General features: G+C 69.6%; 19 protein-coding genes. 14 read left to right on the top strand and 5 right to left on the bottom strand.

Annotated elements, in window-relative coordinates:
- Nucleotides 1-17: 17 nt before the first annotated feature.
- On the bottom strand, nt 18-1,415 hold the full coding sequence (locus LPC04_RS17585) for a DUF4397 domain-containing protein (protein ID WP_275683566.1): 1,398 nt from the start codon (nt 1,413-1,415) through the stop codon (nt 18-20).
- Between the two features lie 232 nt (nt 1,416-1,647).
- Between LPC04_RS17585 and LPC04_RS17590 the strand changes: the two genes are divergently transcribed.
- A complete protein-coding gene (locus tag LPC04_RS17590; protein WP_275683567.1) occupies nt 1,648-3,726 on the top strand; it encodes an oxidoreductase in 2,079 nt (692 codons plus the stop codon).
- A gap of 1 nt (nt 3,727) precedes the next feature.
- On the opposite strand, the gene LPC04_RS17595 is transcribed toward LPC04_RS17590, so the two are convergent.
- Complete coding sequence (locus LPC04_RS17595; RefSeq protein ID WP_275683568.1) at nt 3,728-3,889, bottom strand: hypothetical protein; 162 nt, start codon at nt 3,887-3,889, stop codon at nt 3,728-3,730.
- Nucleotides 3,890-4,118: 229 nt separating this feature from the next.
- Between LPC04_RS17595 and LPC04_RS17600 the strand changes: the two genes are divergently transcribed.
- Complete coding sequence (locus tag LPC04_RS17600; RefSeq protein ID WP_275683569.1) at nt 4,119-4,841, top strand: phosphatase PAP2 family protein; 723 nt, start codon at nt 4,119-4,121, stop codon at nt 4,839-4,841.
- Here the strand turns inward: LPC04_RS17600 and LPC04_RS17605 are convergent, their stop codons facing one another.
- A complete protein-coding gene (locus tag LPC04_RS17605) occupies nt 4,842-5,444 on the bottom strand; it encodes an NnrU family protein (protein ID WP_275683570.1) in 603 nt (200 codons plus the stop codon).
- 70 nt (nt 5,445-5,514) lie between these two features.
- On the opposite strand from LPC04_RS17605, the gene LPC04_RS17610 reads away from it, so the two are divergent.
- The 8 genes from LPC04_RS17610 (at nt 5,515) to LPC04_RS17645 (ending at nt 14,210) form a co-directional block, all read left to right on the top strand.
- Nucleotides 5,515-6,009: a MaoC family dehydratase gene (locus LPC04_RS17610; RefSeq protein ID WP_275683571.1), complete on the top strand. Its 495-nt coding sequence runs from the start codon at nt 5,515-5,517 to the stop codon at nt 6,007-6,009.
- Between the two features lie 162 nt (nt 6,010-6,171).
- The gene (locus LPC04_RS17615) at nt 6,172-7,089 is read left to right on the top strand and encodes a glucosamine kinase nucleotide-binding domain-containing protein (protein ID WP_275683572.1); all 918 of its coding nucleotides are present in this window, start codon (nt 6,172-6,174) and stop codon (nt 7,087-7,089) included.
- Complete coding sequence (gene nagA / locus LPC04_RS17620; RefSeq protein ID WP_275683573.1) at nt 7,086-8,219, top strand: N-acetylglucosamine-6-phosphate deacetylase; 1,134 nt, start codon at nt 7,086-7,088, stop codon at nt 8,217-8,219. Before LPC04_RS17615 ends, nagA begins: the two co-directional genes overlap by 4 nt.
- Nucleotides 8,212-9,222, top strand: coding sequence for an SIS domain-containing protein (locus LPC04_RS17625; protein WP_420854738.1), 1,011 nt, complete (start codon nt 8,212-8,214; stop codon nt 9,220-9,222). Before nagA ends, LPC04_RS17625 begins: the two co-directional genes overlap by 8 nt.
- Before the next feature lie 5 nt (nt 9,223-9,227).
- Nucleotides 9,228-10,751: a beta-N-acetylhexosaminidase gene (gene nagZ, locus LPC04_RS17630; RefSeq protein WP_275683574.1), complete on the top strand. Its 1,524-nt coding sequence runs from the start codon at nt 9,228-9,230 to the stop codon at nt 10,749-10,751.
- A gap of 55 nt (nt 10,752-10,806) precedes the next feature.
- On the top strand, nt 10,807-12,132 hold the full coding sequence (locus LPC04_RS17635) for an MFS transporter (RefSeq protein WP_275683575.1): 1,326 nt from the start codon (nt 10,807-10,809) through the stop codon (nt 12,130-12,132).
- Between the two features lies 1 nt (nt 12,133).
- On the top strand, nt 12,134-13,087 hold the full coding sequence (locus LPC04_RS17640; RefSeq protein ID WP_275683576.1) for a glycoside hydrolase family 16 protein: 954 nt from the start codon (nt 12,134-12,136) through the stop codon (nt 13,085-13,087).
- A 13-nt stretch (nt 13,088-13,100) separates the two neighbouring features.
- Nucleotides 13,101-14,210, top strand: a complete 1,110-nt coding sequence (locus tag LPC04_RS17645; protein WP_275683577.1) for an ABC transporter ATP-binding protein — start codon at nt 13,101-13,103, stop codon at nt 14,208-14,210.
- Nucleotides 14,211-14,281: 71 nt separating this feature from the next.
- Here the strand turns inward: LPC04_RS17645 and LPC04_RS17650 are convergent, their stop codons facing one another.
- Together LPC04_RS17650 and LPC04_RS17655 are read right to left on the bottom strand one after the other, a co-directional pair.
- Complete coding sequence (locus tag LPC04_RS17650; protein ID WP_275683578.1) at nt 14,282-15,580, bottom strand: hypothetical protein; 1,299 nt, start codon at nt 15,578-15,580, stop codon at nt 14,282-14,284.
- 210 nt (nt 15,581-15,790) lie between these two features.
- A complete protein-coding gene (locus LPC04_RS17655; RefSeq protein ID WP_275683579.1) occupies nt 15,791-16,531 on the bottom strand; it encodes a GntR family transcriptional regulator in 741 nt (246 codons plus the stop codon).
- Nucleotides 16,532-16,919: 388 nt separating this feature from the next.
- Between LPC04_RS17655 and LPC04_RS17660 the strand changes: the two genes are divergently transcribed.
- From LPC04_RS17660 to LPC04_RS17675, 4 genes are all read left to right on the top strand, one after another.
- Nucleotides 16,920-19,757 carry a TonB-dependent receptor gene (locus LPC04_RS17660; RefSeq protein WP_275683580.1) on the top strand — a complete coding sequence of 946 codons (2,838 nt, stop codon included), beginning with the start codon at nt 16,920-16,922 and terminating at the stop codon, nt 19,755-19,757.
- Between the two features lie 129 nt (nt 19,758-19,886).
- The gene (locus LPC04_RS17665; protein ID WP_275683581.1) at nt 19,887-20,891 is read left to right on the top strand and encodes a cupin-like domain-containing protein; all 1,005 of its coding nucleotides are present in this window, start codon (nt 19,887-19,889) and stop codon (nt 20,889-20,891) included.
- Nucleotides 20,892-20,933: 42 nt separating this feature from the next.
- Nucleotides 20,934-22,517, top strand: a complete 1,584-nt coding sequence (locus LPC04_RS17670; protein WP_275683582.1) for a tryptophan halogenase family protein — start codon at nt 20,934-20,936, stop codon at nt 22,515-22,517.
- A 30-nt stretch (nt 22,518-22,547) separates the two neighbouring features.
- Nucleotides 22,548-24,161 carry a tryptophan halogenase family protein gene (locus LPC04_RS17675; protein WP_275683583.1) on the top strand — a complete coding sequence of 538 codons (1,614 nt, stop codon included), beginning with the start codon at nt 22,548-22,550 and terminating at the stop codon, nt 24,159-24,161.
- Nucleotides 24,162-24,178 lie beyond the last annotated feature (17 nt).

A 24,178-nucleotide genomic window follows, 5' to 3' on the forward strand; every position in this document is an offset into this window, starting at 1 on the left:
GCAGGCCGCAAGGCCGCTCAGGCCGTGGTGCCGGAGGCCGCCTGGAAGAAGTCGAGCACCGGGCCGCCGGCGGGCACGCTCACGACGATGTCGGTGAAGATGTTGCCCAGCGGCAGCACCTGCACGTGTTCCGTCAGTTGCGCCGCGCCGTCGACGACCTTGACGGTCGAGTTGAAGGTCTGGGGCACGTTCGGAACTTCGGTGTAGCTGGACGCGGTGGCGTACGGGATGTTCGACGCCACGCTGCTGCCGTTGACCGTCATCGACATCTCCAGGCCCTGGTTGTCCGAGGCCAGGTTGATCAGGCGGAACTTCACGCCGGCCGCCGTCACCGGAGCCGTGTTGTTGTCCTCGACCAGCTTGGCCGTCGGCGTGCTGCCGTTGAGGTAGACCATCAACGTGTAGTCGCCGCCGGCGGCGAGCTTCGCGGGGATCTGGGCCGGCGGGACGGCCGTCGACGTGGGGTCGTCCATCATGATGGTCGCCGGGTCGAGGGCAACGCCGCCGACCGTGACCACGGGCGGGTTGCCGGTGGTGACCACGAAGTAGTTGGACAGCTTGGGCGTCGAGTTGCTGGGAAGAACGGTGACCGAGGTGCCGGTGGAGTTCGTGCCGACGACCGACACGGCGGTGCCGGAGATGGCCGTGACGGCACGCACGCGCGCGGTCGTGTTCAGGTAGCTGACGGCCGTGCCTTGCGTGCCCTGCGTCAGCAGGATCGCGTTGGCCAGGACGCCGCTGGTGCCCGGGGTGAGGATGACCGTCATCACCTGTCCGGAAGCCAGCGCGATGGCCGACGGCGTCTGGAAGCGCACGTCGCTGATGTTCTCGGCGACGCTGCCGGCGCCCACGACCGTGATGTAGTACGAGCCCGGCTGGATGTCGAGAGCGAACTGGCTCTGCTGGGGCGACGTGGAGGTCGCCAGGACGTTCGAGGCGATCTGCGTGGAGATCGACAGGCTCTTGGTCGGCGACAGGTAGACGTCCACCGCGCCGATGTCGGCCGAGGTGTTGAGGACGTTGACGGCGGCCGTGTTGGCGTCCAGTGCCGTGTTGTATTCGGCGACCAGCGCCAGGCGCAGCTCGTCGAGGATGCCGTAGGCCACCAGCGAATAGCGCTGGTCCTTGGCGACGGTGCGCAATTGGGCGGCCGTGGCGGCCTGCTCGGCGCCGCTGACGGTCGTCGTCAGGGTCAGATGGACGGTGCCGGCCTCGATGTTGAAGTACGGGCTGGCGTTGCCGTACGTGATGCCGGTGGTGATCTGCGTCGATTCATCCATGAATCCCATCGCGCCCGGGTAGCCAACGCTTGCGTTGACCAGGCGAGTGGGCGCGCTGCCGGAACCGTTGCCGCCGCAGCCGGCCAACATCAAGGGCATGGCGCCGCCCATGGCCAGGAACTCACGTTTTTTCATCAAAACACTCCACTTTCCAGGCCGAGCGCCTGTCATCTGAATCCAACATTATGGGGCATGCCGTGTTGCCGGTCTGTTGCCTGCAACGCGGCAGTCGGCTAAACGCCGCGAAGCATGGAGTGAATTTCCGCCGGAAGGTTCACCCGTGCGCTCCTCCGATTAGTGCGCCGCCTCGATTCTGACAGGCCGTCCGCCCGTACCATCCCGGGCTCCCGCCAGCCCTGAGAACACGATGACCTCGCCCTATCCGAAGCTGCTCGCCCCGCTCGATCTCGGTTTCACGACGCTGCGCAATCGCTCGATCATGGGCAGCATGCACACCGGGCTGGAGGACGCGGCGCGTGACTTCCCGCGCATGGCGGCGTTCTACGCGGAGCGGGCGCGGCACGGGGTCGGGCTGATCGTCACCGGCGGCTTCGCGCCCAACGTCGAGGGCTGGGTCAAGCCGTTCGCGGGCACCTTGTGGACGCACGCCGGCGCGCGGCGCCACAGGCAGGTGACCGGCGCGGTGCACGCCGAGGGCGGCAAGATCGCGCTGCAGATCCTGCACGCCGGCCGCTACGGCTACTCGCCGCTGTGCGTGGCGCCGAGCCGCATCCAGAGCCCGATCTCGCCGTTCACGCCGCGGGCGCTGACCGCGCGCGGCATCGAGCGCCAGATCCGCGCCTTCGTCCGCTGCGCGGTGCTGGCGCGCGAGGCCGGCTACGACGGCGTCGAGGTGATGGGCAGCGAGGGCTACTTCATCAACGAATTCCTGGTGCGCCACACCAACCACCGCACCGACGAATGGGGCGGCTCGTACGAGAATCGCATGCGGCTGGCAGTCGAGATCGTGCGCCGCGTGCGCGAGGCGGTGGGGCCGGACTTCATCCTGATCTACCGCATCTCGATGATCGACCTGATCCCCGAAGGCAGCACCTGGGACGAGGTCGTGCAGCTCGCCAAGGCGGTGTCGGCCGCCGGCGCGACCATCCTCAACACCGGCATCGGCTGGCACGAGGCGCGCATCCCGACCATCGTCACCAGCGTGCCGCGCGCGGCGTTCGGCTGGGTCACCGGCAAGATGCGCGCGGAGCTGCGCGCCGCCGGCGTGACGATCCCGCTGGTCACGAGCAACCGCATCAACACGCCGGAGGTGGCCGAGGGACTGCTCGCGGCCGGCATCGCCCAGTTCGGCCAGGCCGACCTCGTGTCGCTGGCGCGTCCGTTCCTGGCCGATGCCGCCTTCATGGAAAAGGCGGCGCAGGGCCGGGCCGACGAGATCAACACCTGCATCGCCTGCAACCAGGCCTGCCTCGATCACACCTTCCGCAACAAGCAGGCGACCTGCCTCGTCAATCCGCGCGCCGGCTTCGAGACCGAGCTGAAGATCGAGCCCGCCGCGGCGCCCAAGCGCGTGGCCGTGGTCGGCGCGGGCCCCGCCGGCCTCGCCGCGGCGACGACGCTGGCCGAGCGCGGCCATCACGTGACGCTGTTCGACGGCGCCGACCGCATCGGCGGCCAGTTCAACATGGCCAAGCGCGTGCCGGGCAAGGAGGAGTTCGTCGAGACGCTGCGCTACTTCGGCCGCCGCATCGAGCTGCTGCCGTCGCTCGAACTGAAGCTCAAGACGCGCGTCGACGCCGCGGCGCTGGTGGCGGGCAAGTTCGACGAGGTGATCCTGGCAACGGGCGTCGTGCCGCGCGATCCGCGCATCCCGGGCCAGGACAACGCCAAGGTGCTCAGCTACATCGACGTGCTGCTGCACGGCAAGCCGGTGGGCCAGCGCGTGGCCATCGTCGGCGCGGGCGGCATCGGCTTCGACGTCGCCGAGTTCCTCGTGACGGGCGCCGACCGCGGCGAGCCGTCGCCGACGCTGCACCTGGACGAGTGGAGGCGCGAGTGGGGCGTGGGCGATCCGGCGAAGACCGCCGGCGGCCTGGAGCGCCCGCAGCCGTCGGCGCCGTCGCGCCAGGTGACGCTGCTGCAGCGCAAGCCGGGCAAGCATGGCGCCGGGCTGGGCAAGACGTCGGGCTGGGTGCACCGCGCGACGCTGAAGATGAAGAACGTCGAGATGCTGGCCGGCGTGAACTACGAGCAGGTCACCGACGACGGCCTGTTCGTCACCTTCGGCCCCGAGCGCAAGGACGGCACGCTGATCGAGGTCGACACCATCGTGCTGTGCTCGGGCCAGGAGCCGCTGCGCGAGCTCTCGGAGCCGCTGGCCGCGGCGGGCGTCAAGGTGCACCTGATCGGCGGCGCCGACGAGGCCTCGGAGCTCGATGCCAAGCGCGCCATCAACCAGGGCACGCGCCTGGCGGCGGCCATCTAGCTCAGGCCTGGCGAGCGGCGTGGGCGGCCTGCGCGACCAGCGCGTTGGCCGCGCCCAGGCGGGTCTCGACCTTCGCCAGGTCCTGGATGCTGCCCAGCATGCCGACCGTCATCAGGGCGGCAAGCGCGAACGAGGCGATCTGGGTGGTCAGGCTCTTGGTCATGATGGACTCCTTGCTGCGTGAGGTGGACTGCGCGTCGTTGCGTCGTCCGTGATTCGATGGGTGGACTGTAAACAGCGTCCCCCTCGACTTCCACGCGCTTGCGACGGCTGGCGTGCGGCGCGGGCCGGACCGCAGCGACGCGCGACGGACCGTCAGCCCCGCCTCACATTCGGCTCACGGCCTGCGGCTAGGATGGCCGTCTTTCAACCGCTGGATACGACAGGGGCGCATGACGGGCGGCAACGAGATTCATTCGCTGTTCTGGTTGGCAGTGACGCGGCTGGGCGAGGCGCAGATCCTGCTGCCCGCCTTCCTCGCGGGCGCGCTGTGGCTCGCGCTCGCGCGTCCCGCGGGCGCGCGCGGGCGGCTCGCGCTGGGCAACCCGCACGCGCACGACCATCCGGCCCGCCTCTCGGCGCTGCGCTGGGTGACGGGCATCGTCGTGGTCGCGGGCATCACCACCATCAGCAAGGTGGCCTTCCTCGGATTCGGCTATGGCATCGCCGCCATCGACTTCACGGGCTTCTCGGGCCACTCGATGTTCGCCTGCTCCATCCTGCCGGTGATCGGGGCGATCGTCGCGGGCCGCAGCGGCACCGTCGCCGGCGTGGTGCTGGCCGTGCTGATCACGTATTCGCGCGTCAATCTCGGCGCCCATTCGTGGAGCGAGGCGATCACCGGCATGGCCCTCGGCGCGGCCGCCGCGGGCTGGACGCTGGCCGACTACCTGGCCCACCCGGGCGCCGTGCGCGCACCGTGGTGGCTGCCGCTGCTGCTGCTGGTGTGGCTCGCGCTGCTGCCGATGCACGCGCCGCCGTCGCGCACGCACAGCCTGGTGGTGGCGATCTCGCTGAAACTGTCCGGCCGGCCGCGGCCCTACACGCGCTTCGAGCTGCTGGCCGGGCTCATCCACCCCGCCTGGCAGAAGGCGCAGCCGACGACAGCGCCCTGATCAATGGCCGATGCCGTGGAAGCCGGGGAACGGCGCCACGCCGATCAGCCACTGGTGCAGGTGGAACGCGAACAGCATCCACACGAGCACGCCCACGACGACGGCCATCAGGCTGCGCCCGCGCTTGACGCTGCCGACTTCCGGCTCGGCCCCCGCGCGGCGGCGCTGGCGCGCGGCGCGGAAATCGAGCACGACCCAGGCGAGGAAGCTGCCGAACAGCACGACGTCGGCCAGCGTGCCGTTGGCCAGCAGGTGGCCGGCGGCCCAGCACTTCACGCCCAGGATCATCGGATCCTTCACGCGCGCCTTGATGCCGTTGCCCGGCACGTAGGCCGCGGTGACCAGGACGAACGCGAGCAGCGTCAGCAGCGCGGCGACGTCGTGCGTCCAGCGCGGCGGCGACCACAGCAGGACCGCCTGCTGGCGCGCCTGGCCGAAGCCGATGCAGATCAGCACGAAGCCGGCGATCGAGATGAGCGAGTAGACGCCCTTCCAGGCATTCAGGCCGCGCGCGGCGATGAAGCGGGATCGGCGGCCGTCGGCGACGATGCGCACCGAATGGATGCCGAGGAACAGGACGAGGCCGAAGATGAGCAGGATCATGGCCGCGATCATGACGCCGGCAAGGCGGCGGCGCTATCCTCGTTGGCACTCCCTTCGACCAAGACCACCCATGGACAAGACCACTCCGCCCGCGAAGCGCTATTGCTGGGAAGACTTCCCCGTCGGCCGCGTGATGGCCCTCGGCAGCACCACCGTCGCGCGCGAGGCCACGCTGGCGTTCGCGCAGCAGTTCGACCCGCAGCCCTTCCATCTCGACGACGCGGCGGCCGAGGCCTCGCTGTTCAAGAGGCTGTCGGCCAGCGGCTGGCACACCTGCGCGATGACGATGCGCCTGATGTGCGACGGCTACCTCAACGACTCGTCCAGCCTGGGATCGCCGGGCATCGATGAACTCCGGTGGCTGAAACCGGTCTATCCGGGAGACACGATCTCGGCCGAGATGACCGTGCTGGAGGCGCGCGTGATGAACAGCAAGCCGCACATCGGGCTGGTGCTGTCGCGCTGGCGCGTGTTCAACCAGGATGGCGTCGACGTGATGACGATGCAGGGCTGGGGCATGTTCGGCCTGCGGCAGCCGGAACCAGTGCCGGAAAATCGGACGTAATTGGTATTACGACTGGTTCATCGTCGAAGCTGTCCGAATTGTCAGCGACATTCGGGTTTCTTCCTAGAATTCACGAGTGAATTCGACGCTCGGACCCGCGACCCCTACCGCCGAGCATTCGTTGACAGCGGTCTGTCATGGTACTATAGTGGTATCACACATATGAGCCACACCTGCTATCACCCCGCCTTCGAACAGGCCGACATCCGCTACGCGCTGGGCGTGGACGGCGGCGGGACGGGCACCCGCGTCCGACTCTGGACGAACGCCGGCGCGCTGATCGGCCACGGCGAATCCGGGCCCTCGGCGCTGGCCCAGGGCATCGCCCAGGCGTGGACGCACATCGTGCAGGCGGTCGAGCGCGCGTTCGCGTCGGCCGGGCTCGCGATGCCGGTGCCCAACCACTGCGTGCTGGGCCTGGGCCTGGCCGGCGCCGTCGCGCCGCACCTGGCGGCCGCGTTCTTCCGCGCGGCTCCCGAATACGCGCTGATCGTGCTGGAGACCGACTCCCGCACCGCGCTGATGGGCGCGCACGCCGGCCGCCCGGGCGCGATCGTCGCCGTGGGCACCGGCGCGGTCGGCGAGGCGCTGCATGCCGACGGACGCCGCGTGGCGGTCAGCGGCTGGGGCTTTCCGGTCGGCGACGAGGGCTCGGGTGCGTGGCTCGGCCTGAAGGCGATGCAGATCGCGCACCGCGCCCTCGATGGCCGCGCCACGGCCGGCACGCTGGCGCAGGCCGTGTGGCGCCAGGTGGGCGATCGCCGCGACGCGCTGCTCGAGTGGTGCTCGGCCGCCGGCCAGCACGAATACGCGCAACTCGCGCCCCTCGTCTTCGAGTGCGCGGACACCGACGCCGCGGCGCAGTCGCTGGTGCAGGACATCGGACAGGAAATCGAAGACATGGCGCTTGCACTCGACCCGGGGCTGCAACTGCCCATCGTGCTGCTGGGCAGCATCGGACTGCGCATGGCGCCGCGCCTCGCGCCGGCACTGCGGGCGCGGCTCGTCGAACCCGCCGGCGATGCCGTCGACGGCGCGCACCGCCTGGTGCGCCAGCAGATGAAGGAAGCGGTCGCATGAGCGTCGCCCGGCAAGAGATCAGCGGCAATGTCCTGACGCCGCAGGGCTTCATCCGCGGCAAGTTGACGGTCGTCGACGGGCGCGTCTCGGGCATCGAGGGCCAGCCGATCAGCGAGGGCCAGGCGCGCGTGTCGGGCGAACCGCTGATCCTGCCGGGCTTCATCGACCTGCACGTGCACGGCGGCGGCGGCTTCGACACGATGGAAGGCGGCAACGCGGTCGCCGAGATCGCCCGGGTGCACGCGCGCCACGGCACGACCTCGATGCTCGCGACGACGATGACCGCGCCGATGGCCGACATCTCGCGTGCGATGGCCGCGCTGGCCGACGCGGTGCGCACGCACCGGCGCGGCGGCGCGCACGTGATGGGCGTGCATCTCGAAGGCCCGTACATCAACCCGGGCGCGCTCGGCGCGCAGCCCGACTTCGCGCGGCCCGCGTCGGTGGCGGAGGTCAAGGCGCTGCACGAGCTCGCGCCGATCCGCCTGATCACGATGGCGCCCGAGCTGCCCGGCAACCTCGACCTGATCGCGCCGCTGCGCGCGGCCGGCTTCCACGTGCAGATCGGCCACACGGCCGGCACGTACGAGGACGGCGTCGCCGCCCTGCAGCGCGGCGCAACCGGCTTCACGCACCTGTTCAACGCGATGAGCAAGTTCCACCACCGCGAGCCGGGCATCGCCGGCGCGGCGCTGGCGCATGCCGAGTTCGCCGAGATCATCCCCGACTTGCTGCACGTGCATCCGGGCGCGATCCGTGCCGCGCTGCGTGCGATCCCCTGCCTCTACTGCGTGACCGATTCGACGGCCGCGGCGGGCATGCCCGACGGCGACTACAACCTCGGCAGCCACCGCGTCACCAAGTGCCTGGGCGGCGTGCGCCTGGCCGACGGCACGCTGGCCGGCAGCACGCTGACGATGGACCAGGCGCTGCGCAACCTCGTCGGCATGGGCCTGAGCCTGGACGACGCGTCGCGCCGCGTGGCCACCAACGCCGCCGACTTCCTCGGCCTCGCCGACCGCGGCCGCCTGTTCGTCGGCGGGCGCGCCGACATCGTCGTGCTCGATGCCGCCCTGCACCTGACCCAAGTGATCGTAGAAGGAGATCCCATTGACCTCACGGATGTTTGACGAAGCCCGCGAAGCCCCGGCGGCCGTGGCTCGTCTGATGGCGGCCGACCTCGCCGCCTACACCTCGCTCGGCGAGCAACTCCGTGCCGATCCGCCGCGATCCGCCCTGACCGTGGCGCGCGGCAGCTCCGACCACGCCGCGCACTACATGGCCTACCTCGTGATGGCGCGCCTGGGCCGGCTCGTGACGTCGCTGCCGATGTCGCTCGTCACGCTGTACCAGTCGCAGCTCGATTGCAACGGGCTCGTGTCCTGGGGCTTCTCGCAGTCGGGCCAGAGCCCCGACCTGATCGCGCCGACGCGCCAGTTCCGCGAAGGCGGCGCACGCACGGTGGCCGTCGTCAACGACGCCGGCTCGCCGCTGGCGCAGGCCGCGCAATGGGTGCTGCCGCTGCACGCGGGCGCCGAGACCAGCGTGGCCGCCACCAAGAGCTACATCACGCAGCTCGTGGCCGGCGCGCGCATCGTCGCGCACTGGCAGAACGACGCCCCGCTGCTGGCCGCGCTCGATACGCTGCCCGAGGTGCTGGAACGCGCCGCGTACACCGACTGGTCGCCGCTGGTCGACGCGCTGGTCGACGCCGACAAGCTGTTCGTGATCGGCCGCGGCACCAGCCTGGCCATCGCGATGGAGGCGGCGCTGAAGTTCAAGGAGGTCTGCGGCATCCAGGCCGAGGCGTTCTCCGGTGCCGAGGTCAAGCACGGGCCGATGGCGCTGATCGAGGAAGGCTACCCGCTGCTCGTCTTCGCGCCGCGCGGCCCCGCGCAGGCCGGCCTGCTGCAACTGGCCGACGACATGCGCCGCCGCGGCGCGCGCGTGCTCGTGGCCGCGCCGGTGGGCACGCCGGGCGCCGAGCTGCCGCTGGTCGTCGCCGATCACGAGGATCTCGATCCGATCTCCGCGATCCAGAGCTACTACCTGGCCGTCGAGGCGCTCGCACGCGCGAAGGGCCTCGACCCGGACAAGCCGCGCCATCTCAACAAGGTCACGCTGACCCATTGACGACGATGAGCGCCGCGCCATTTCATCCCGGCCATCTGGTGATGGTCGACATTCCCGGCACGTCGCTCGACGCCGCGAGCGCGGAGTTCCTGCGCCGCCATCACGTGCGCGCGATCTGCCTGTTCCGCCGCAACCTCGGCACCGAGGACGAGATCCGCCAGCTGACGGCCGACCTGCGCGAGGTGATGGGCCCGAACTCGCTGATCGGCATCGACCAGGAGGGCGGCTCGACGATCCGCGCGACCTTCCTGCCGCAGGCGCCGGCCGCGATGGCGCTCGGCGCGATCGGCGACGAGGCCTTGTGCGAGGAGGTCGGCGCGACGGTCGCGCGCGGCCTGCGCAGCCTGGGCATCAACTGGAACTTCGCGCCGGTGCTGGACGTCAACAACAACCCCGGCAACCCGGTGATCGCCGAGCGCAGCTTCGGCGAGGATCCCGCCGAGGTCGCGCGCCTGGCCGCCGCGTGGATGCGCGGCTCGCTGCGCGAGGGCGTGGCCTGCTGCGTCAAGCACTTCCCCGGCCACGGCGATACCGCGACCGATTCGCACCACGCGTTGCCCGTCGTCGACAAGTCCATCGCCGAGCTCGAGGCGCTGGAGCTGAAGCCCTTCCGCGCGCTCGCGCATGCGCATGGCGACACGCCCGCCGCGCCGTCGGTGATGACGGCCCACATCGTCTATCCGCAGATCGACCCCGGGCATCCGGCCACGCTGTCGCGGCCCGTGCTCACCGGGCTGCTGCGCGAAGCCATCGGCTACGACGGCGTCGTCATCACCGATGCGCTGATGATGAAGGCCGTGCACGACAACTACGGCCATGCCCTCGCCGCCGTGTTGGCGCTGCAGGCGGGGGCCGACATGCCGCTCGCGCAGGGCACGCTCGAGGAGCAGGGCGCGACCGTCAAGGCGATCGAGCAGGCGCTCGCCGAAGGCCACCTGCTGCCGGCCGACGTCAAGCGATCCGAGGCGCGGCTGGTGGCGCTGGCGCAGGCCTATCCGGTGTCGCCGAGGGCCTACGACGCCGCGCAGCGCGCCGCCGACGACGCCGCGATGCGGGCCGCGTGGGCGCGGGGACTGACCGCGTTCGACGGCGCCGGCCGGCGCGCGACGCCGCCCGCGCCGGGCACGCCGCTGCGCGTGGTCACGCAGGATTCGGTGGAGTGCGACGGCGTCTCGGAAGCCGGCCTGCCGGCCGAACGCGTGATGGAAATGTTCGCCGGCTTCGCCGACGTGCAGCTCGTGCGCGTGCCCGACCTTCGCAACATCGATGCCGCGACGTTCCCGCAGGACGGCCGCTGCAACATCCTTGTCTCCAACCACCGCACGCGCTTCGGCACGACGGCCGCGAGCGCGCGGCCCGACCTGCACGTCGCGCTGTGGAACCCGTTCCAGCTATTCGACATCGCCGCGCCCTCGCTCGTGACCTGGGGCTACTGCGACGGCGCGATCGACGCCGTGCGGGCGTGGCTCGAAGGCCGGGCGCAAGCCACCGCCAGGTCTCCGGTGAACCTCTCTCCTCGCGCGGCCTGAACGCGGGCAGACTGTGTGGAACCGGGCTCCCTCACCGCCAGGAAAGAGACATCGAGTGCAAAGTGAATCCGTCCTGACCGCCGACCTGGCCTCGCCTTCCGTGACGCCGGCGTCGCCGCTGAAGCGATCGCCCATCACCTGGGTTCCGACGCTCTATTTCGCGCAGGGCGTGCCGTTCTTCGTCGTGATCGCGATCGCGGCGCTGCTGTTCAAGGATCTCGGCATCGAGAACAGCGTCATCACGAAATGGACGGGCGCGCTGGGCCTGGCCTGGGCTGTCAAGCCGCTGTGGAGCCCGTTCCTCGAGGCGGTGCCCAGCAAGAAGCTGCTGGTCGTGGTGTTCCAGCTGGTCGGCGCGACCACGCTGGGGCTCATCGCGCTGGCGCTCAACGTGCCGCACAGCGTCTCGCTGGTGCTGGGCATCCTCGCGTTCACGGCCTTCGCGTCGGCCACGCACGACATCTCGTCCGACGGCCTCTACATCGCAAGCCTCACCGACAAGCTGCAGGCCGAATACGCCGGCTGGCAGGGCGCATTCTTCAACGCGGCGCGGCTCTTCGCGCGCGGCGGCGTGCTGGTTTTGGTGGGCTACCTCGAGAAGTCGATGGAGACCGCGCATGCCTGGAGCGCCGTCTTCGTGCTGCTGGCCGCGGTGATGGCCGCGCTTGCCGCGTACCACGTGTGGGCGCTCCCCGACACGCGCGCCGCGACGCAGGTCTCGCGCAAGGTGGGCGACATCGCGAAGACGACGGTTGAAGTGGTCGTCGAGTTCTTCCGCAAGCCGGGTATCTGGTTCGCGATCCTGTTCATCATCCTGTTTCGCGCCGGCGAAGGACAGATCCAGTCGGTCGGCCCGCTGTTCCTGAAGGACGCGCGTGCGGTGGGCGGCCTGGGCCTGTCGACCGACCAGATCGGCGTCGTCTACGGCACGTGGGCGACGGTGGCCTTCGTCGGCGGCAGCATCGTCGGCGGCTACTTCACGTCGTGGCTGGGCCTGAGGCGCTCGATGGTGTGGCTCGTCATCGCGATGAACCTGCCCAACCTCGTCTACTGGTGGCTCAGCACGGCGCGCCCGACGGACATGAGCCTGATCGCCGCCGGCCTGTCGATCGAGATGTTCGGCTACGGCTTCGGTTTCGTCGGCATCATCCTGTTCATCATGCAGGTGGTCGCCAAGGGACGCTTCACGACGGCGCACTACGCGCTGGGCACCGGCGTCATGCAGCTCGGCTTCATCCTCTCGGGCACGTGGAGCGGCGAGATCCAGACCTGGCTCGGCTACCAGCACTTCTTCCTGTGGGTGCTGGCCTGCGCGGTGCCGGTGCTGGTGCTGTCGTTCTTCCTGCCTCATCACGAGGAACCTGTTTCTGCCGCCGCCTGACATGAGCCGCCAGCCGCTGTCGCTGCGCGCCCTCGCGCGCGCGATCGCCTCGCTCGCGTTCGTCGCGACGGCCGCCGGCTGCGTCGTCGTCAACGCCGGCGCCGCGGCCGCGCCGGCCGAGCTGTTCTTCGACGACTTCTCCTACGCGCAGCCCGCCGACCTCGCCGCCGGCGGCTGGCAGTTGCGCGACGGCGTCGGCCATCCGGGCCTGCCCGGCGGACGTTTCAGTGCCGGGGCGATCACGCTGCTCGACGACCCGCAGCAGCCCGGCAACCGCGTGCTGCGCATGACGGCGACGACCGACGGCACCGGCCCCGGCACCGTGCAGGCGCAGCTGTGCCACCAGCGCAAGGTGCTGCAGGGCACCTACGCCGCGCGCATCCGCTTCAGCGACGCGCCGCGCGCGGGCGCCGACGGCGATCCGGTCATCGAGTCGTTCTACGCGGTCGCGCCGCTCGCGCACGCGTTCGATCCCGACTTCAGCGAGCTCGATTGGGAGTACCTGCCCAACGGCGGCTGGGGCTCGGACAAGACCCGGCTGTACGGCGTGTCGTGGCAGACGGTGCAGATCGATCCGTGGGAGTCGCACAACTCCGCGCACGAGGAGTTCGGCTCGTTCGACGGCTGGCACACGCTGCTGATGCAGGTGACCAGGGCCGAGGTGCGCGAGTTCGTCGACGGCCGCCAGGTGGCGCTGCACGACGGCCGCAACGTGCCGGTGTCGCCGATGACGATCTCGTTCAACCTGTGGTTCGCCGTCGGCGGATCGCTGCCCACCGGCGGCGCGCAGCGCGTCTACGACGAGGACGTCGACTGGGTCTTCCACGCGAAGGACCAGGTGCTGAGCCCGGCCGACGTCGATGCCCAGGTGCGCGCGCTGCGCGCCGGTCACATCGCGCGCACGGACACCGTGCCCGCCCCCAACCCGCCGCTGCAACAACGCTGCGACATCTAGGACTCCACACACCATGGCCAGCCTCTCGCTCAAGCAGATCCGCAAGACCTACGACGGCGGCGCCGAGGTGATCAAGGGCGTCGACCTCGAGGTGCGCGACGGCGAGTTCATGGTGTTCGTCGGGCCGTCCGGCTGCGGCAAGTCGACGCTGCTGCGCATGATCGCGGGGCTCGAGGAGATCAGCGACGGCGAGCTGTTCATCGGCGACGAGTGCGTCAACGACGTCTCGCCGTCGGACCGCGGCGTGGCGATGGTGTTCCAGAGCTACGCGCTGTACCCGCACATGACGGTGGCCGAGAACATGGGCTTCGCGCTCAAGCTCGCGGGACGTTCGAGGGCCGACGTGGCCGCCGCCGTCGGCCGCGCGGCGGAGATCCTGCAGATCGGCGCGCTGCTCGATCGCAAGCCCAAGGCCTTGTCCGGCGGCCAGCGCCAGCGCGTGGCCATCGGCCGCGCGATCGTGCGCCAGCCCAGGGTGTTCCTGTTCGACGAGCCGCTGTCCAACCTCGATGCCTCGCTGCGCGTGCAGATGCGCACCGAGCTCGCGCGGCTGCATCGCGAACTCGGCACGACGATGATCTACGTGACGCACGACCAGGTCGAGGCGATGACGCTGGGCCAGCGCATCGCGGTCTTCAACGCCGGCCGCATCGCCCAGGTCGGCGAGCCGATGGCGCTGTATGACCGCCCGGCCAACCTGTTCGTGGCCGGCTTCCTCGGCTCGCCGAAGATGAACCTGGTGCCGGTGACCGTCAGCGCCAACGACGCCGACGGCCTGCGCGTTCGTGCGGGCGCCGGCGAGTTCGCGCTCGGCGCGCGCGCGTCGCGCGACGCGCCCGCGGTCGGCGCGTCGGCCACGCTGGGATTCCGGCCGGACCAGGTGACGCTGGCCGCGGCCGACGGCAGCGCGCCGGCGCTCGAGGGGCAGGTCGACCTCGTCGAGCGGCTGGGCGACGCCACGCTGGTGCATGTGCAGTGCGCCGGCCAGGCCGCGCCGGTGATCGTGCGCCTGCCCGGCCACGCCGATCCGCTGGCCGCCGGCAGCCGCGTCGCGCTGCGGCCCGACCTCTCGCGCAGCCGGCTCTTCGACAGCGCAGGCGACGCGTTCCAGCAGAGCGCCTGAGGTTTTCCGCGCGGCAGTAAAAAAGGCCCCGGTCGCCGTCGCGACCGGGGCCTCGTTCGTTGCGGCTCGCCCTACTTCGACGCTGCCGCAGCCGGTGCCGGCGCGGCGGCCACGGCCGTCTTCGACTGCAGGTACATGATCCAGACGTGGGCCAGCGAGCCGGTGCCGCCCGCGCCGGCGATGGACTGGAACGTCTTCATCGCGTCGGCATCGCGGCCGGCGCGCACCTGGGCGTAGCCGAGATGCAGCTTGGCTTCCTCGGGCTGGCGGATGCCGCCGCGCGCGATGCCTTGCGCGATCAGGTCGGCGCCCTTGGCGGCGTTGTCCTGGGTGGTGTCGAGCAGGCCTTGCGCGACCAGCGGGTTGCCGTCCTTGGCCGCGAGCGCGCCCTTCTCGTTGACCGCCGCCTGCGCGAGGTCGTTGGCCGCGGACTTGTTGATCTCGGGGCGCAGCTTGGTCGCGTCGGCCAGGTCGGTGCCGGTGAAGGGCCTGTTGGCGAATGCGTCGTCCAGCACCTTCTTGGCCTCGCCCGGGTAGCCAGCGCGCGCGGCGAGCGCCGCGTAGTTGATGCGCTCGCGATCGTCGACGTGGCCGAAGATCTGGACCTTCATGCGATAGACGTCGAGCGTGAGGCGGTCGGAGAAGTTGTCGACCTCGCGCGCGCGGCCGATCAGCTCGCGCCAGTAGTCCGGCTTCGGATAGTGGACGGCCAGCAGCTCCAGGCCGTGGACGTAGCCGGCGTCATCCTTCTCGCCCAGGTACGCGCTGACCATGAAGCGCAGCAGCTTGTCGGTGGGCACCTGGCCGGCGGCGACCTGCGCGTCGACTTCGGCGCGGAAGCCCTTGGCGGCGGCGGCGTAGTCCTTCGCGGCGTACTGCGCCTGGGGCAGCAGGCTCTTCAACTGCGGGTCCTTGCCGCCGGCGTCGAGGTAGCGCTGGATCGCCGCGGCGGCCTGCGGGTACTGCTCGCCGGTGTAGAGGATCTCCGCCACGAACTTGAGCATGATGGCGCGGTCTTCCGCCGGCAGCAGCGGATTGGCGAGCAGGGCCTCGAAGTCGCGGTGGGCGCCGGCGTTGTCGCCGGTCGAATATTCGCCCGGTGCCTTCACGCGCAGGATCAGGTATTTCTCGTAAGGCGTCTGGTCGGGCAGGGCCTCGGCTTCCTTCAGCTTGGCGAGCGCGCCCGCGGCGTTGCCGCTCTTGAGCATCTCCTGCGCCGCGTTGAACGGCGTAGCGAACGCGGCCGGCACGGCGTTGTCGGGTTGCGACGCGGCGGCCTCCGGCGCGCTGGCGGCGAACGCCGCGGGGATCGTGCCGTTGAGGCCGGCGGCAAGGGTCAGCGCCAGCACGGCGCGCGAGGTAGCTCTCATGTCAGTCCCAGGGGAAACGCTGCGCCGAACGGAAAAAGGGATTCACGAATGCACGCGGGCGGCGCCCCAAGCGCAAAGGAAAAAGACTTCTATTGTCCTCAAAACGCAGACCCGGCCGCAAACGCTGACTTGGGGGCGAGGAATAGCGCCCATGGCCGGCAGGCCCGCACTGCGGGCGCCGTTGTCGGCACTTGGCGTGCCCGGGCGCGTTCAGGAGGCGTTGAGCTCGGCGACGAAGTCGTAGGTGTCGCCGCGGTAGATCGACTGCGACAGCTCGATCGCGCGGCCGTCGCGCAGGTAGCCCAGGCGCTCGACGAGCAGGCCGGCGTCGCCGACGTCGGCGTCGAGCAGGCGCGCCTGCTCCTCGTTGAGCAACAGCGCGCGCAGACGCTGCAGTGCCCGCACGGGGCGGTTGCCGGCCTTCTCGAGCGCGTCGTACAGCGAGTGGTCGACCGACTCCAGCGACGGCAGCGCCGCCGCCGACAGCGTCGCGTACTCGAGTGCCATCGGCGCGTCGTCGGCGTAGCGCAGCCGGTGGAAGCGATAGACCAGCGAGCCCGGGCTCAGCGCGAGCTTCATCGCCTCCTCGGGCGTGACGGTGCCGCTGGAGCGCTTGATCCATTCGCTGCGCGGCGTGCGGCCGCGGGCGCGCATGTCCTCCGAGAACGACGTGAGCTTCGCGAAGTTCTTGTCGATGCGCGTCGAGACGAAGTTGCCCGAGCCCTGGCGCTGGTCGAGGAAGCCCTCGTCGGCCAGGCCCTGGATGGCCTTGCGCACCGTGATGCGCGAGACGCCCAGGTCGGCCGCGAGCTGGCGCTCGGAGGGCAGCGCGTCGTCGGGGCCGAGGACGCGCTTTTCGATCGCCTCGCGCAGCGCGCGCTGAAGCTGTTGGTAAAGCGGTTGACTGCCGTCCGGGTCCAGCGTGTTGAGAAGTTGTGCCAGCGCGCTCATTGCGTGCCCTTATTCGTGTTGTCGGGGGCGTGACGGCCGGCCTTCGCCTGACGGGTGAATCGGCAGGCCAGGGCGTCACGGCACGAATAGCATACCACTCAGGCACCAAAGTACCGTCAAGTGCACCGACCGGGCGAACCACGGCACCGCGTGCGTGCGGACCGCGAAATCACGCGGGTTCAGCTGGTAAACACGGTGTTGCCCAAACGCAATATGAGGGTAAACGCATAGAGCACTGGTCTAGACTGGTTGTACAGTGGTACTACCTTGTCGCATACCAGGTTTCTAGCCCGAGGGTGCACCGTCTGAGCACATGGAGAGACGGCACGACCCAACCCCAACCGGCCGCGTTCCCGAAGAAATGCTGCCATCCGAAAAGAGGAGCCCCATGAAGACGAAATTGACGCCCATTGCCGCCGCGACCGCGGTCGTACTCGCCGGTTCAGTCGCGCCGGCGTTCGCCCAGTCCGCCGCGGCTCCTGCAGCGGCGGCATCGGCCGCGGACGACGTGCAACGCGTTGAAGTCACGGGCATCCGGGCTTCACTGCAAACTGCCATCAACGTGAAGCGCAACTCCGAGGCGCACATCGACGTCATCTCGGCCGAGGACATCGGCAAGATGCCTGACAAGAACGTGGCCGACTCGCTCGCGCGCATTCCGGGCGTGACCATCCTGAACAGCCCCTCGGGCGGCTCCGGCGGCTTCGACGAGCGCGATCGCGTGGGCCTGCGCGGCACCAACCCCAGCCTGACGCAGACGCTGCTGGACGGGCACCCGGTCGCCAACGGCGACTGGTTCGTGCTGGATCAGACCGGCGCCGGCGTGGGCCGCAGCGTCAGCTTCTCGCTGCTGCCGTCCGAACTGGTGAGCCGCGTCGAAGTGCACAAGACCTCGGTCGCCTCCGACATCGAAGGCGGCACGGCGGGTTCCGTGAACATCATCACCCGCAAGCCGCTGGAATTCAGCAAGCAGTTCACGTTGGAAGGCAGCGTCGGCGCCGTCTACGCCGACCTGCCGGCGAAGACCGACCCGCAGGCCAGCGTGATGGCGGCCTGGCGCAACGAGTCCAAGACCTTCGGCCTCATGGTGCAGGGCTTCGACGAGAAGCGCCACCTGCGTCGCGATGGCGTCGAGGACCTCGCCCATGACGGCTCGAATGCGTATCCCGGCATCGATGCCACGAAGAACGCCTCGTCCGTGGCCGCCGGCATCCCTGCGGGCACGAAATACGAAAACCTGATGGGTGCGGCCCTGTTCACCCAGGAGCGCGAACGCAAGGGCGGCGCCGCCAGCATCGAGTTCAAGCCGACCAACGACATGGACTTCACCCTGTCGGGCTTCTCGTCCAAGATGGACGCGAACAACTACAACCGCAACTTCCTGATGACGCCCTTCTGGGCGCTCGACGACTCGCGGCATGCGGGCAACCTGCCCACGTTCAGCAACATCAAGATCGACCCCAGCACCAACATCCTGACCTCGGTCAACTACACCTTCGCCCAGCCCACGGTCGTCGGCGTGTACGACCTGATCTCGCGCAAGGCGTCGGCGTCCACCAACTACCTCAACCTGGAAGGCTCCTGGAACGTCACGAGCTCGTTGAAGCTGTCCGGCAACGGCGGCGTGTCCAACGGCGAGGGCAAGACCGACGCGCAGAACGTCTGGGAAGGCGACATCTACGGCACCGGGGGCGGCTACCAGCTCAATGGCAGCGGCTCGGCGCCCTCGTTCGGCATGACCCTGTCCCCGGCGCCGGCCTCCCCCGGCCACACGCCTTCCGGCTCCTACCTGACGGACTGGATCTTCGGTGACCAGAACGTCGACGTGAAGGACAAGGACACCTGGGGCCAGATCGATGCCGAGTACTCGCTGACCGACGGCGTGCTGCGCAGCCTTCAGTTCGGCCTGCGCGGCTCCGAGCACAAGCGCTACACCGACGGCCCGATCGTGGGCCAGGGCCCGAACTGGGGCACCGACCCGTTCTCCAATCCGATTCCCCAGGCCGACTTCAACCAGAGCTACCCGGGCAACTTCGGCAACGGACTCGGCGGCAGCTTCCCCACCAACATCGCCTTCCCGTCGGAAGACACCCTGGCGGCCTACGACGCGAAATACGCCAACCGCGACATCTCGCGTCGCCAGGTGACGCACGAATATGCCGTGACGGAAAAGACGGCGGCCGGCTACCTGCAGGGCAACCTGGAAGGCGAAGGCTGGAGCGGCAACGTGGGCATGCGCCTCGTGCAGACCAAGTCCAAGTCACTGGTCTGGGTGCCCACCAGCGACAGCACCTTGCCGGGTTATGTCCCGTCCGCCTTCGCCGCCGTGGGTCCGAACTTCACCGATCCCACGGGCTACTACCAGACCTTCCACGAACGCACCTACACGGACGCCCTGCCGAGCGCCAGCGTGCGCATCGACGTGACGCCGAAGGTCGTGGCACGCCTGGCGGTGTCGCGCACGATGACCCGTCCCGACTACACGGCCCTGTCGTCGGCGCAGCTCCTGGGCGGCTACTCCGACCCGACCGGCAAGTCCGTGGGGTCCGGCAGCACGGGCAATCCGGACCTGAACCCGGTGCGCTCGACCAACGTCGACGCCAACATCGAGTGGTACTTCGCGCCGCGCGCCTTCGTGTCGATGGGTGCGTTCCACATGGAGATGCGCAGCTACATCACGGACGGCATCGAACGCGTGACGGCCTCCACCGACCTCACGTCTGGCGGCAATCCCCAGCCGGGTGCGCCGGGCAACCCGCGCATCACCGCCCCGTTCGACTTGAGCACGCAAGTCAACACGAAGGGCTCCGTCACCGGCCTGGAATTCGCGGTCGAGACGCCGGTGTTCGGCAACTTCGGCGTCAGCGCGAACTACACGCTGGCCGATGCGCACGACGATACGGGCCACGTGCTGAAGGGTGCGGTCAAGAACTCCGGGACCGTGAGCGGCTACTTCGAGAACGACATGTTCTCTGCGCGCCTGAACTACAACTACAGCGGCGACAACTACCTCGGTCGCGACCGTGGCACCGACTACTACCAACGCGGTGTCGGCGTGCTGTCCGCCTCGCTGGGCTACAAGATGGGCGAGCACCTGTCCTTCAGCCTGGATGCGCAGAACCTGAACGATCCGATCCTGAAGTACTACGGCGACGTCAAGTCCGAGCCGCGCGCCATCTACAACAATGGCCGCCAGTACTACCTGACCGCGCACTTCAAGTACTGATCGTCCGCTGCCCGCTTCGGTGGGCTTCGGCGAACCAAGGACGGCCTCATGGCCGTCCTTTTTTCCATCTCCATCCCGCGCCGGGGCTGGGCTATGCTCGAACATCACGCCACGTTTCGCGCTTCCACGATGACTGCGACCCTTCCCTCCATTCGCGAAGTCCACGGCGTCGACCGGGCAAGGTTCGAGACCGAGATCCTGCCCGCCGATGCCCCCGCGGTGTTGCGCGGGGTCGCGAGCAGCTGGCCCGCGGTGGCGAAGGGTCATGAGTCGCCGCTGGCGCTGGCGCAATATCTCGCGTCGAAGGACAACGGCCGTCCCGTGGACGCGCTCATGACGCGTCCCGAGGAAGGCGCCCGCCTCTTCTTCGACGCCACGATGACGGGCTTCAACTACGTGCATACCAAGCTCCCGGTGTCGCACGTGCTGGAACAGATCCTGCGCTACGCCCAGTTCGAGCGGGCGCCGGCGGTGGTGGTGCAGAGCGCGGCAATCGTCACCTGCATGCCCGAGCTCAAGCGCGACCACGTGTTGCCCGTGCTCGACGAGAGCGTCGAGCCACGCGCCTGGATCGGCACCGCCACGGTCACGCCCGCGCACTTCGACGAGTCGCACAACATCGCCGTCTGCGTGGCCGGGCGCCGGCGCTTCACGCTGTTTCCGCCCGAGCAGGTCGCCAATCTCTACGTCGGCCCGCTCGACCACGCGCCCGCCGGCCGGCCGATCTCGTTGGTGGACTTCCTCAAGCCTGACTTCGAGCGCTTCCCGCGATTCCGCGACGCGCTGGCTCACGCGCAGGTCGCCGAGCTGGAGCCTGGCGACGCCATCTACATGCCGCCGCTGTGGTGGCACCACGTCGAGTCGCTGGCGCAGCTGAACATGCTCGTGAACTATTGGTGGGAGCCGCCGCCGTCGCCCGGCCTCGCCACCCTGATCTACGCCACCGCCGCGCTGCGCGCCCTGCCGCGCGCGCAGCGAGAGGCGTGGCGCCATCTGTTCGATCATTACGTGTTCGATGCCGAGCCGGGCGACGCCGACCACATTCCGGCGAACCGCCGCAGCGTCCTGGGCGAGATGAGTCCCGACGATCATGTCCGCCTGCGCAAGTTCTTGAGCGAGCGGCTCGCGCAATGATTGTCCGCAAGATCGATTGACCCCAACGACGCCCCACCGCGCATGCAGAACAGCCTCGCCGAGCCGCCCGTCAAGCACATCGCCATCGTGGGCGGTGGCACGGCGGGCTGGATGACCGCACTGCTGCTGTCCAACTCGAAGTTCGGCGCACGCCTGAGGGTGACCGTGCTCGACGCGCCGACGGCGGAGGTCGTCGGTCTCGACGAAGGCTCCACGCCGTGGCTCCGCGGCTTCTTCGACAGCCTGGGCATCGACGAGGCGGCGTGGATGCCCGCCTGCGACGCGACATGCAAGAGCGGCATCGCGTTCGAGGGCTGGTCCACGCGGCCGGGCCACCAGAGCTGGTTCCATCCGTTCCCGTCGATCCTGGACAGCCTCACGCTGCCGCCGTTCCTGCGCAACGTGCACGCGCGGCTGACGGGCGCGGACGTCCATGCGCATCCCGACCGCTTCTTCATGTCGCGGAGCGTGGCCCTCGAAGGGCGCGCACCGCGGCCCGCACACGCGTTCCCGTTCGAGCTCGGCTACGGCTACCACGTCGACGCCACGCGGCTGGGCGCGTTCCTGCGCGCCAAGGCGCTGGAGCGCGGCGTGGTGCACGTGGCGCGACCCATGCACTCGGCCACGCGCGACGAGCGCGGCGACATCTGCTCCCTCGAGCTCGACGGCGGCGACCGCCTCGCGGCCGACTTCTTCGTCGACTGCTCCGGCTTCGCCTCGCTGCTGCTCGGCAAGGCGCTCGAGACGCCGTACCTGTCGTTCTCCACCATGCTGTTCAACGACGCGGCCATCGAGATGCCCACGCCCGACGACGACGGCCCGCTGATGTCGCAGACGGTGTCCACGGGCATGAAGCACGGCTGGGCGTGGCGATTTCCGCTCACCTCGCGCAACAGCAACGGCTACGTCTACAGCGGCGCCCACGTGTCCGCCGACGCGGCGGAGACCGAGCTGCGCACGCACCTCGGGCTGCTCGGCGCCGACGTGCCCGCGCGCCACCACAGGATGCGCGTGGGCCGGCATGCCAGGCACTGGAGCCGCAACTGCGTGGCCATCGGCGCGTCGCAGGGCTTCATCGAACCCCTGCAGGGCACCGTGCTGCAGAGCGCGCAGCGCGCCGCGGCGTCGTTCGTGGACGTGCTCGAGCGCGGCGACCTCGGCGATGCCGCGCGGGCCGCGTTCAACGACGGGCTCAACGCGCGCATGGACGGCGAGCGCGACTACATCGTCGCCCACTACAAGACCAACACGCGCACCGACACCGACTACTGGCGCGCGAACGCGGCCAACAGCGTGCTGTCGGAGCCGCTGCAACTGCTGCTGCGTACGTGGCTCTCGAGTCAGCCAATCGAGCCCGGCATCGAGGGCGGCGCGTTCGGCACCGGCTACGCCGCGTCGTCGTGGTACTGCCTGCTCGCCGGCGTGGGCCTGTTCCCGCAAGTGCGGCGAGACGCGAGCGCGGCAGGCGCCGACCTCGCGGGCATCGACAACTTCATCCAGCGCAGCACGCCCAACTTCCCCGACCACCGGGCCTGGCTGCGAGACATCCCGTCGCACGCCGAGCGCATCGACCTCCGGCGCCAGCCGGCCGACGGCGGACGCCGCGCCACGCTCGGCGCGCTCTGACCCACCCACCCCTCTGACACTGGCCGCGGCATGACGGACATCTGCACGCTCTTCAACCTGACCCCCGTGGCGCGCACGCGCCCCTCCGGCGAACTGCCCGAGCCGCCGATCCGGCACATCGCCGTGGTGGGCGGCGGCACCGCCGGCTGGATGACGGCGCTGCTGCTGGCCAACTCGAAGTTCGGCGAGCGCCTGAAGGTGACGGTGCTGGAGTCGCCGCAGGTGGGCATCATCGGCGTCGGCGAAGGCTCCACGCCATGGCTGAGCCGCTTCTTCGAGGCGCTGGGCATCGAGGAACGCGAGTGGATGCCCGCGTGCAATGCCACGTACAAGAGCGGCATCACGTTCGACGGCTGGTCCACGCGCCCCGGCTACGAGAGCTACTTCCACCCGTTCGCGTCGATCCTGGACAACCTCACGATGCCGCAGTTCGTGGGCAACGTGCACGCACGCCTGAACGACGCCGACGTGCACGCGCATCCCGACCGCTTCTTCATCTCGAACAAGGTGGCGCAGTCCGGCCGCGCGCCGCGGCCACAGCGCAACTTCCCGTTCGACATCTGGTACGGCTACCACTTCGACTCCGCACTGCTCGGCGCGTTCCTTGCAAGGAAGGCGGCCGAGCGCGGGATCACGCACGTGGCGCGCCACATGACGTCGGTGTCGCTCGACGAGCGCGGCGACATCCGCGCCCTCGCGCTCGATGGCGGCGACACGCTGGCCGCCGACTTCTTCGTCGACTGCACCGGCTTCGCCTCGTTGCTGATCGGCAAGGCGCTGGACACGCCCTACGTCTCGTTCTCGAACAACCTGTTCAACGACGCGGCCATCGCGATGCCCACGCCGTCGGGCGACGGGCCGCTGCGGTCGCAGACCGTCTCGACCGCGATGCGCCACGGCTGGGCGTGGAAGATCCCGCTGACATCACGCGACGGCAACGGCTACGTCTACAGCAGCGCGCACGTGTCGGCCGACGATGCCGAGACCGAGCTGCGCGCGCGCCTGGGGCTGCTCGACGCCGACGTCCCGGCGCGCCACCTGAAGATGCGCATCGGCCGCTACACGCGGCACTGGAACCGCAATTGCGTGGCCGTGGGCCTGTCGCAGGGCTTCATCGAGCCGCTCGAGGCCACCGCGCTGCTGTTCGTCCAGCGCACCGCGATGTGGCTGGTCGAGGCGCTCGAGAAGGGCGAGCTCGACGAGCCGGCGCGCGAAAGCTTCAACGAGAAGATCAACGCGCAGTTCGAGGGCACGCGCGACTACATCGTCACCCACTACAAGACGAACACGCGCACCGACACGCCGTACTGGCGCGACAACGCCACCAACACGGCGCTGTCCGACCCGCTGCGCCTGCTGCTGGGCGCGTGGCTCGCGAGCAAGCCCATCGTGGGCGGCATCCGGCAAGGCCAGATCGGCAGGGGCTACCCGACGATGTCGTGGTACTGCCTGCTGGCCGGCATGGGCCTGTTCCCGGCGGACGCCAACCTGCGCGCGCCGACCGCGCAGGAGGCGCAGCATGACCTGGGCGGCCTCGACCAGCTGCTCGAACGCAGCGCGCTCAACTTCCCCGACCACCGCGACTTCCTGCACGACATTCCGCCCAAGGTGATGGAGAAGTCGTTGCAGGTCTATCAGTGGTGAGTGATCGACATCCAGGG

Source organism: Scleromatobacter humisilvae, assembly GCF_023231945.1.
GTDB lineage: Bacteria > Pseudomonadota > Gammaproteobacteria > Burkholderiales > Burkholderiaceae_C > Scleromatobacter > Scleromatobacter humisilvae.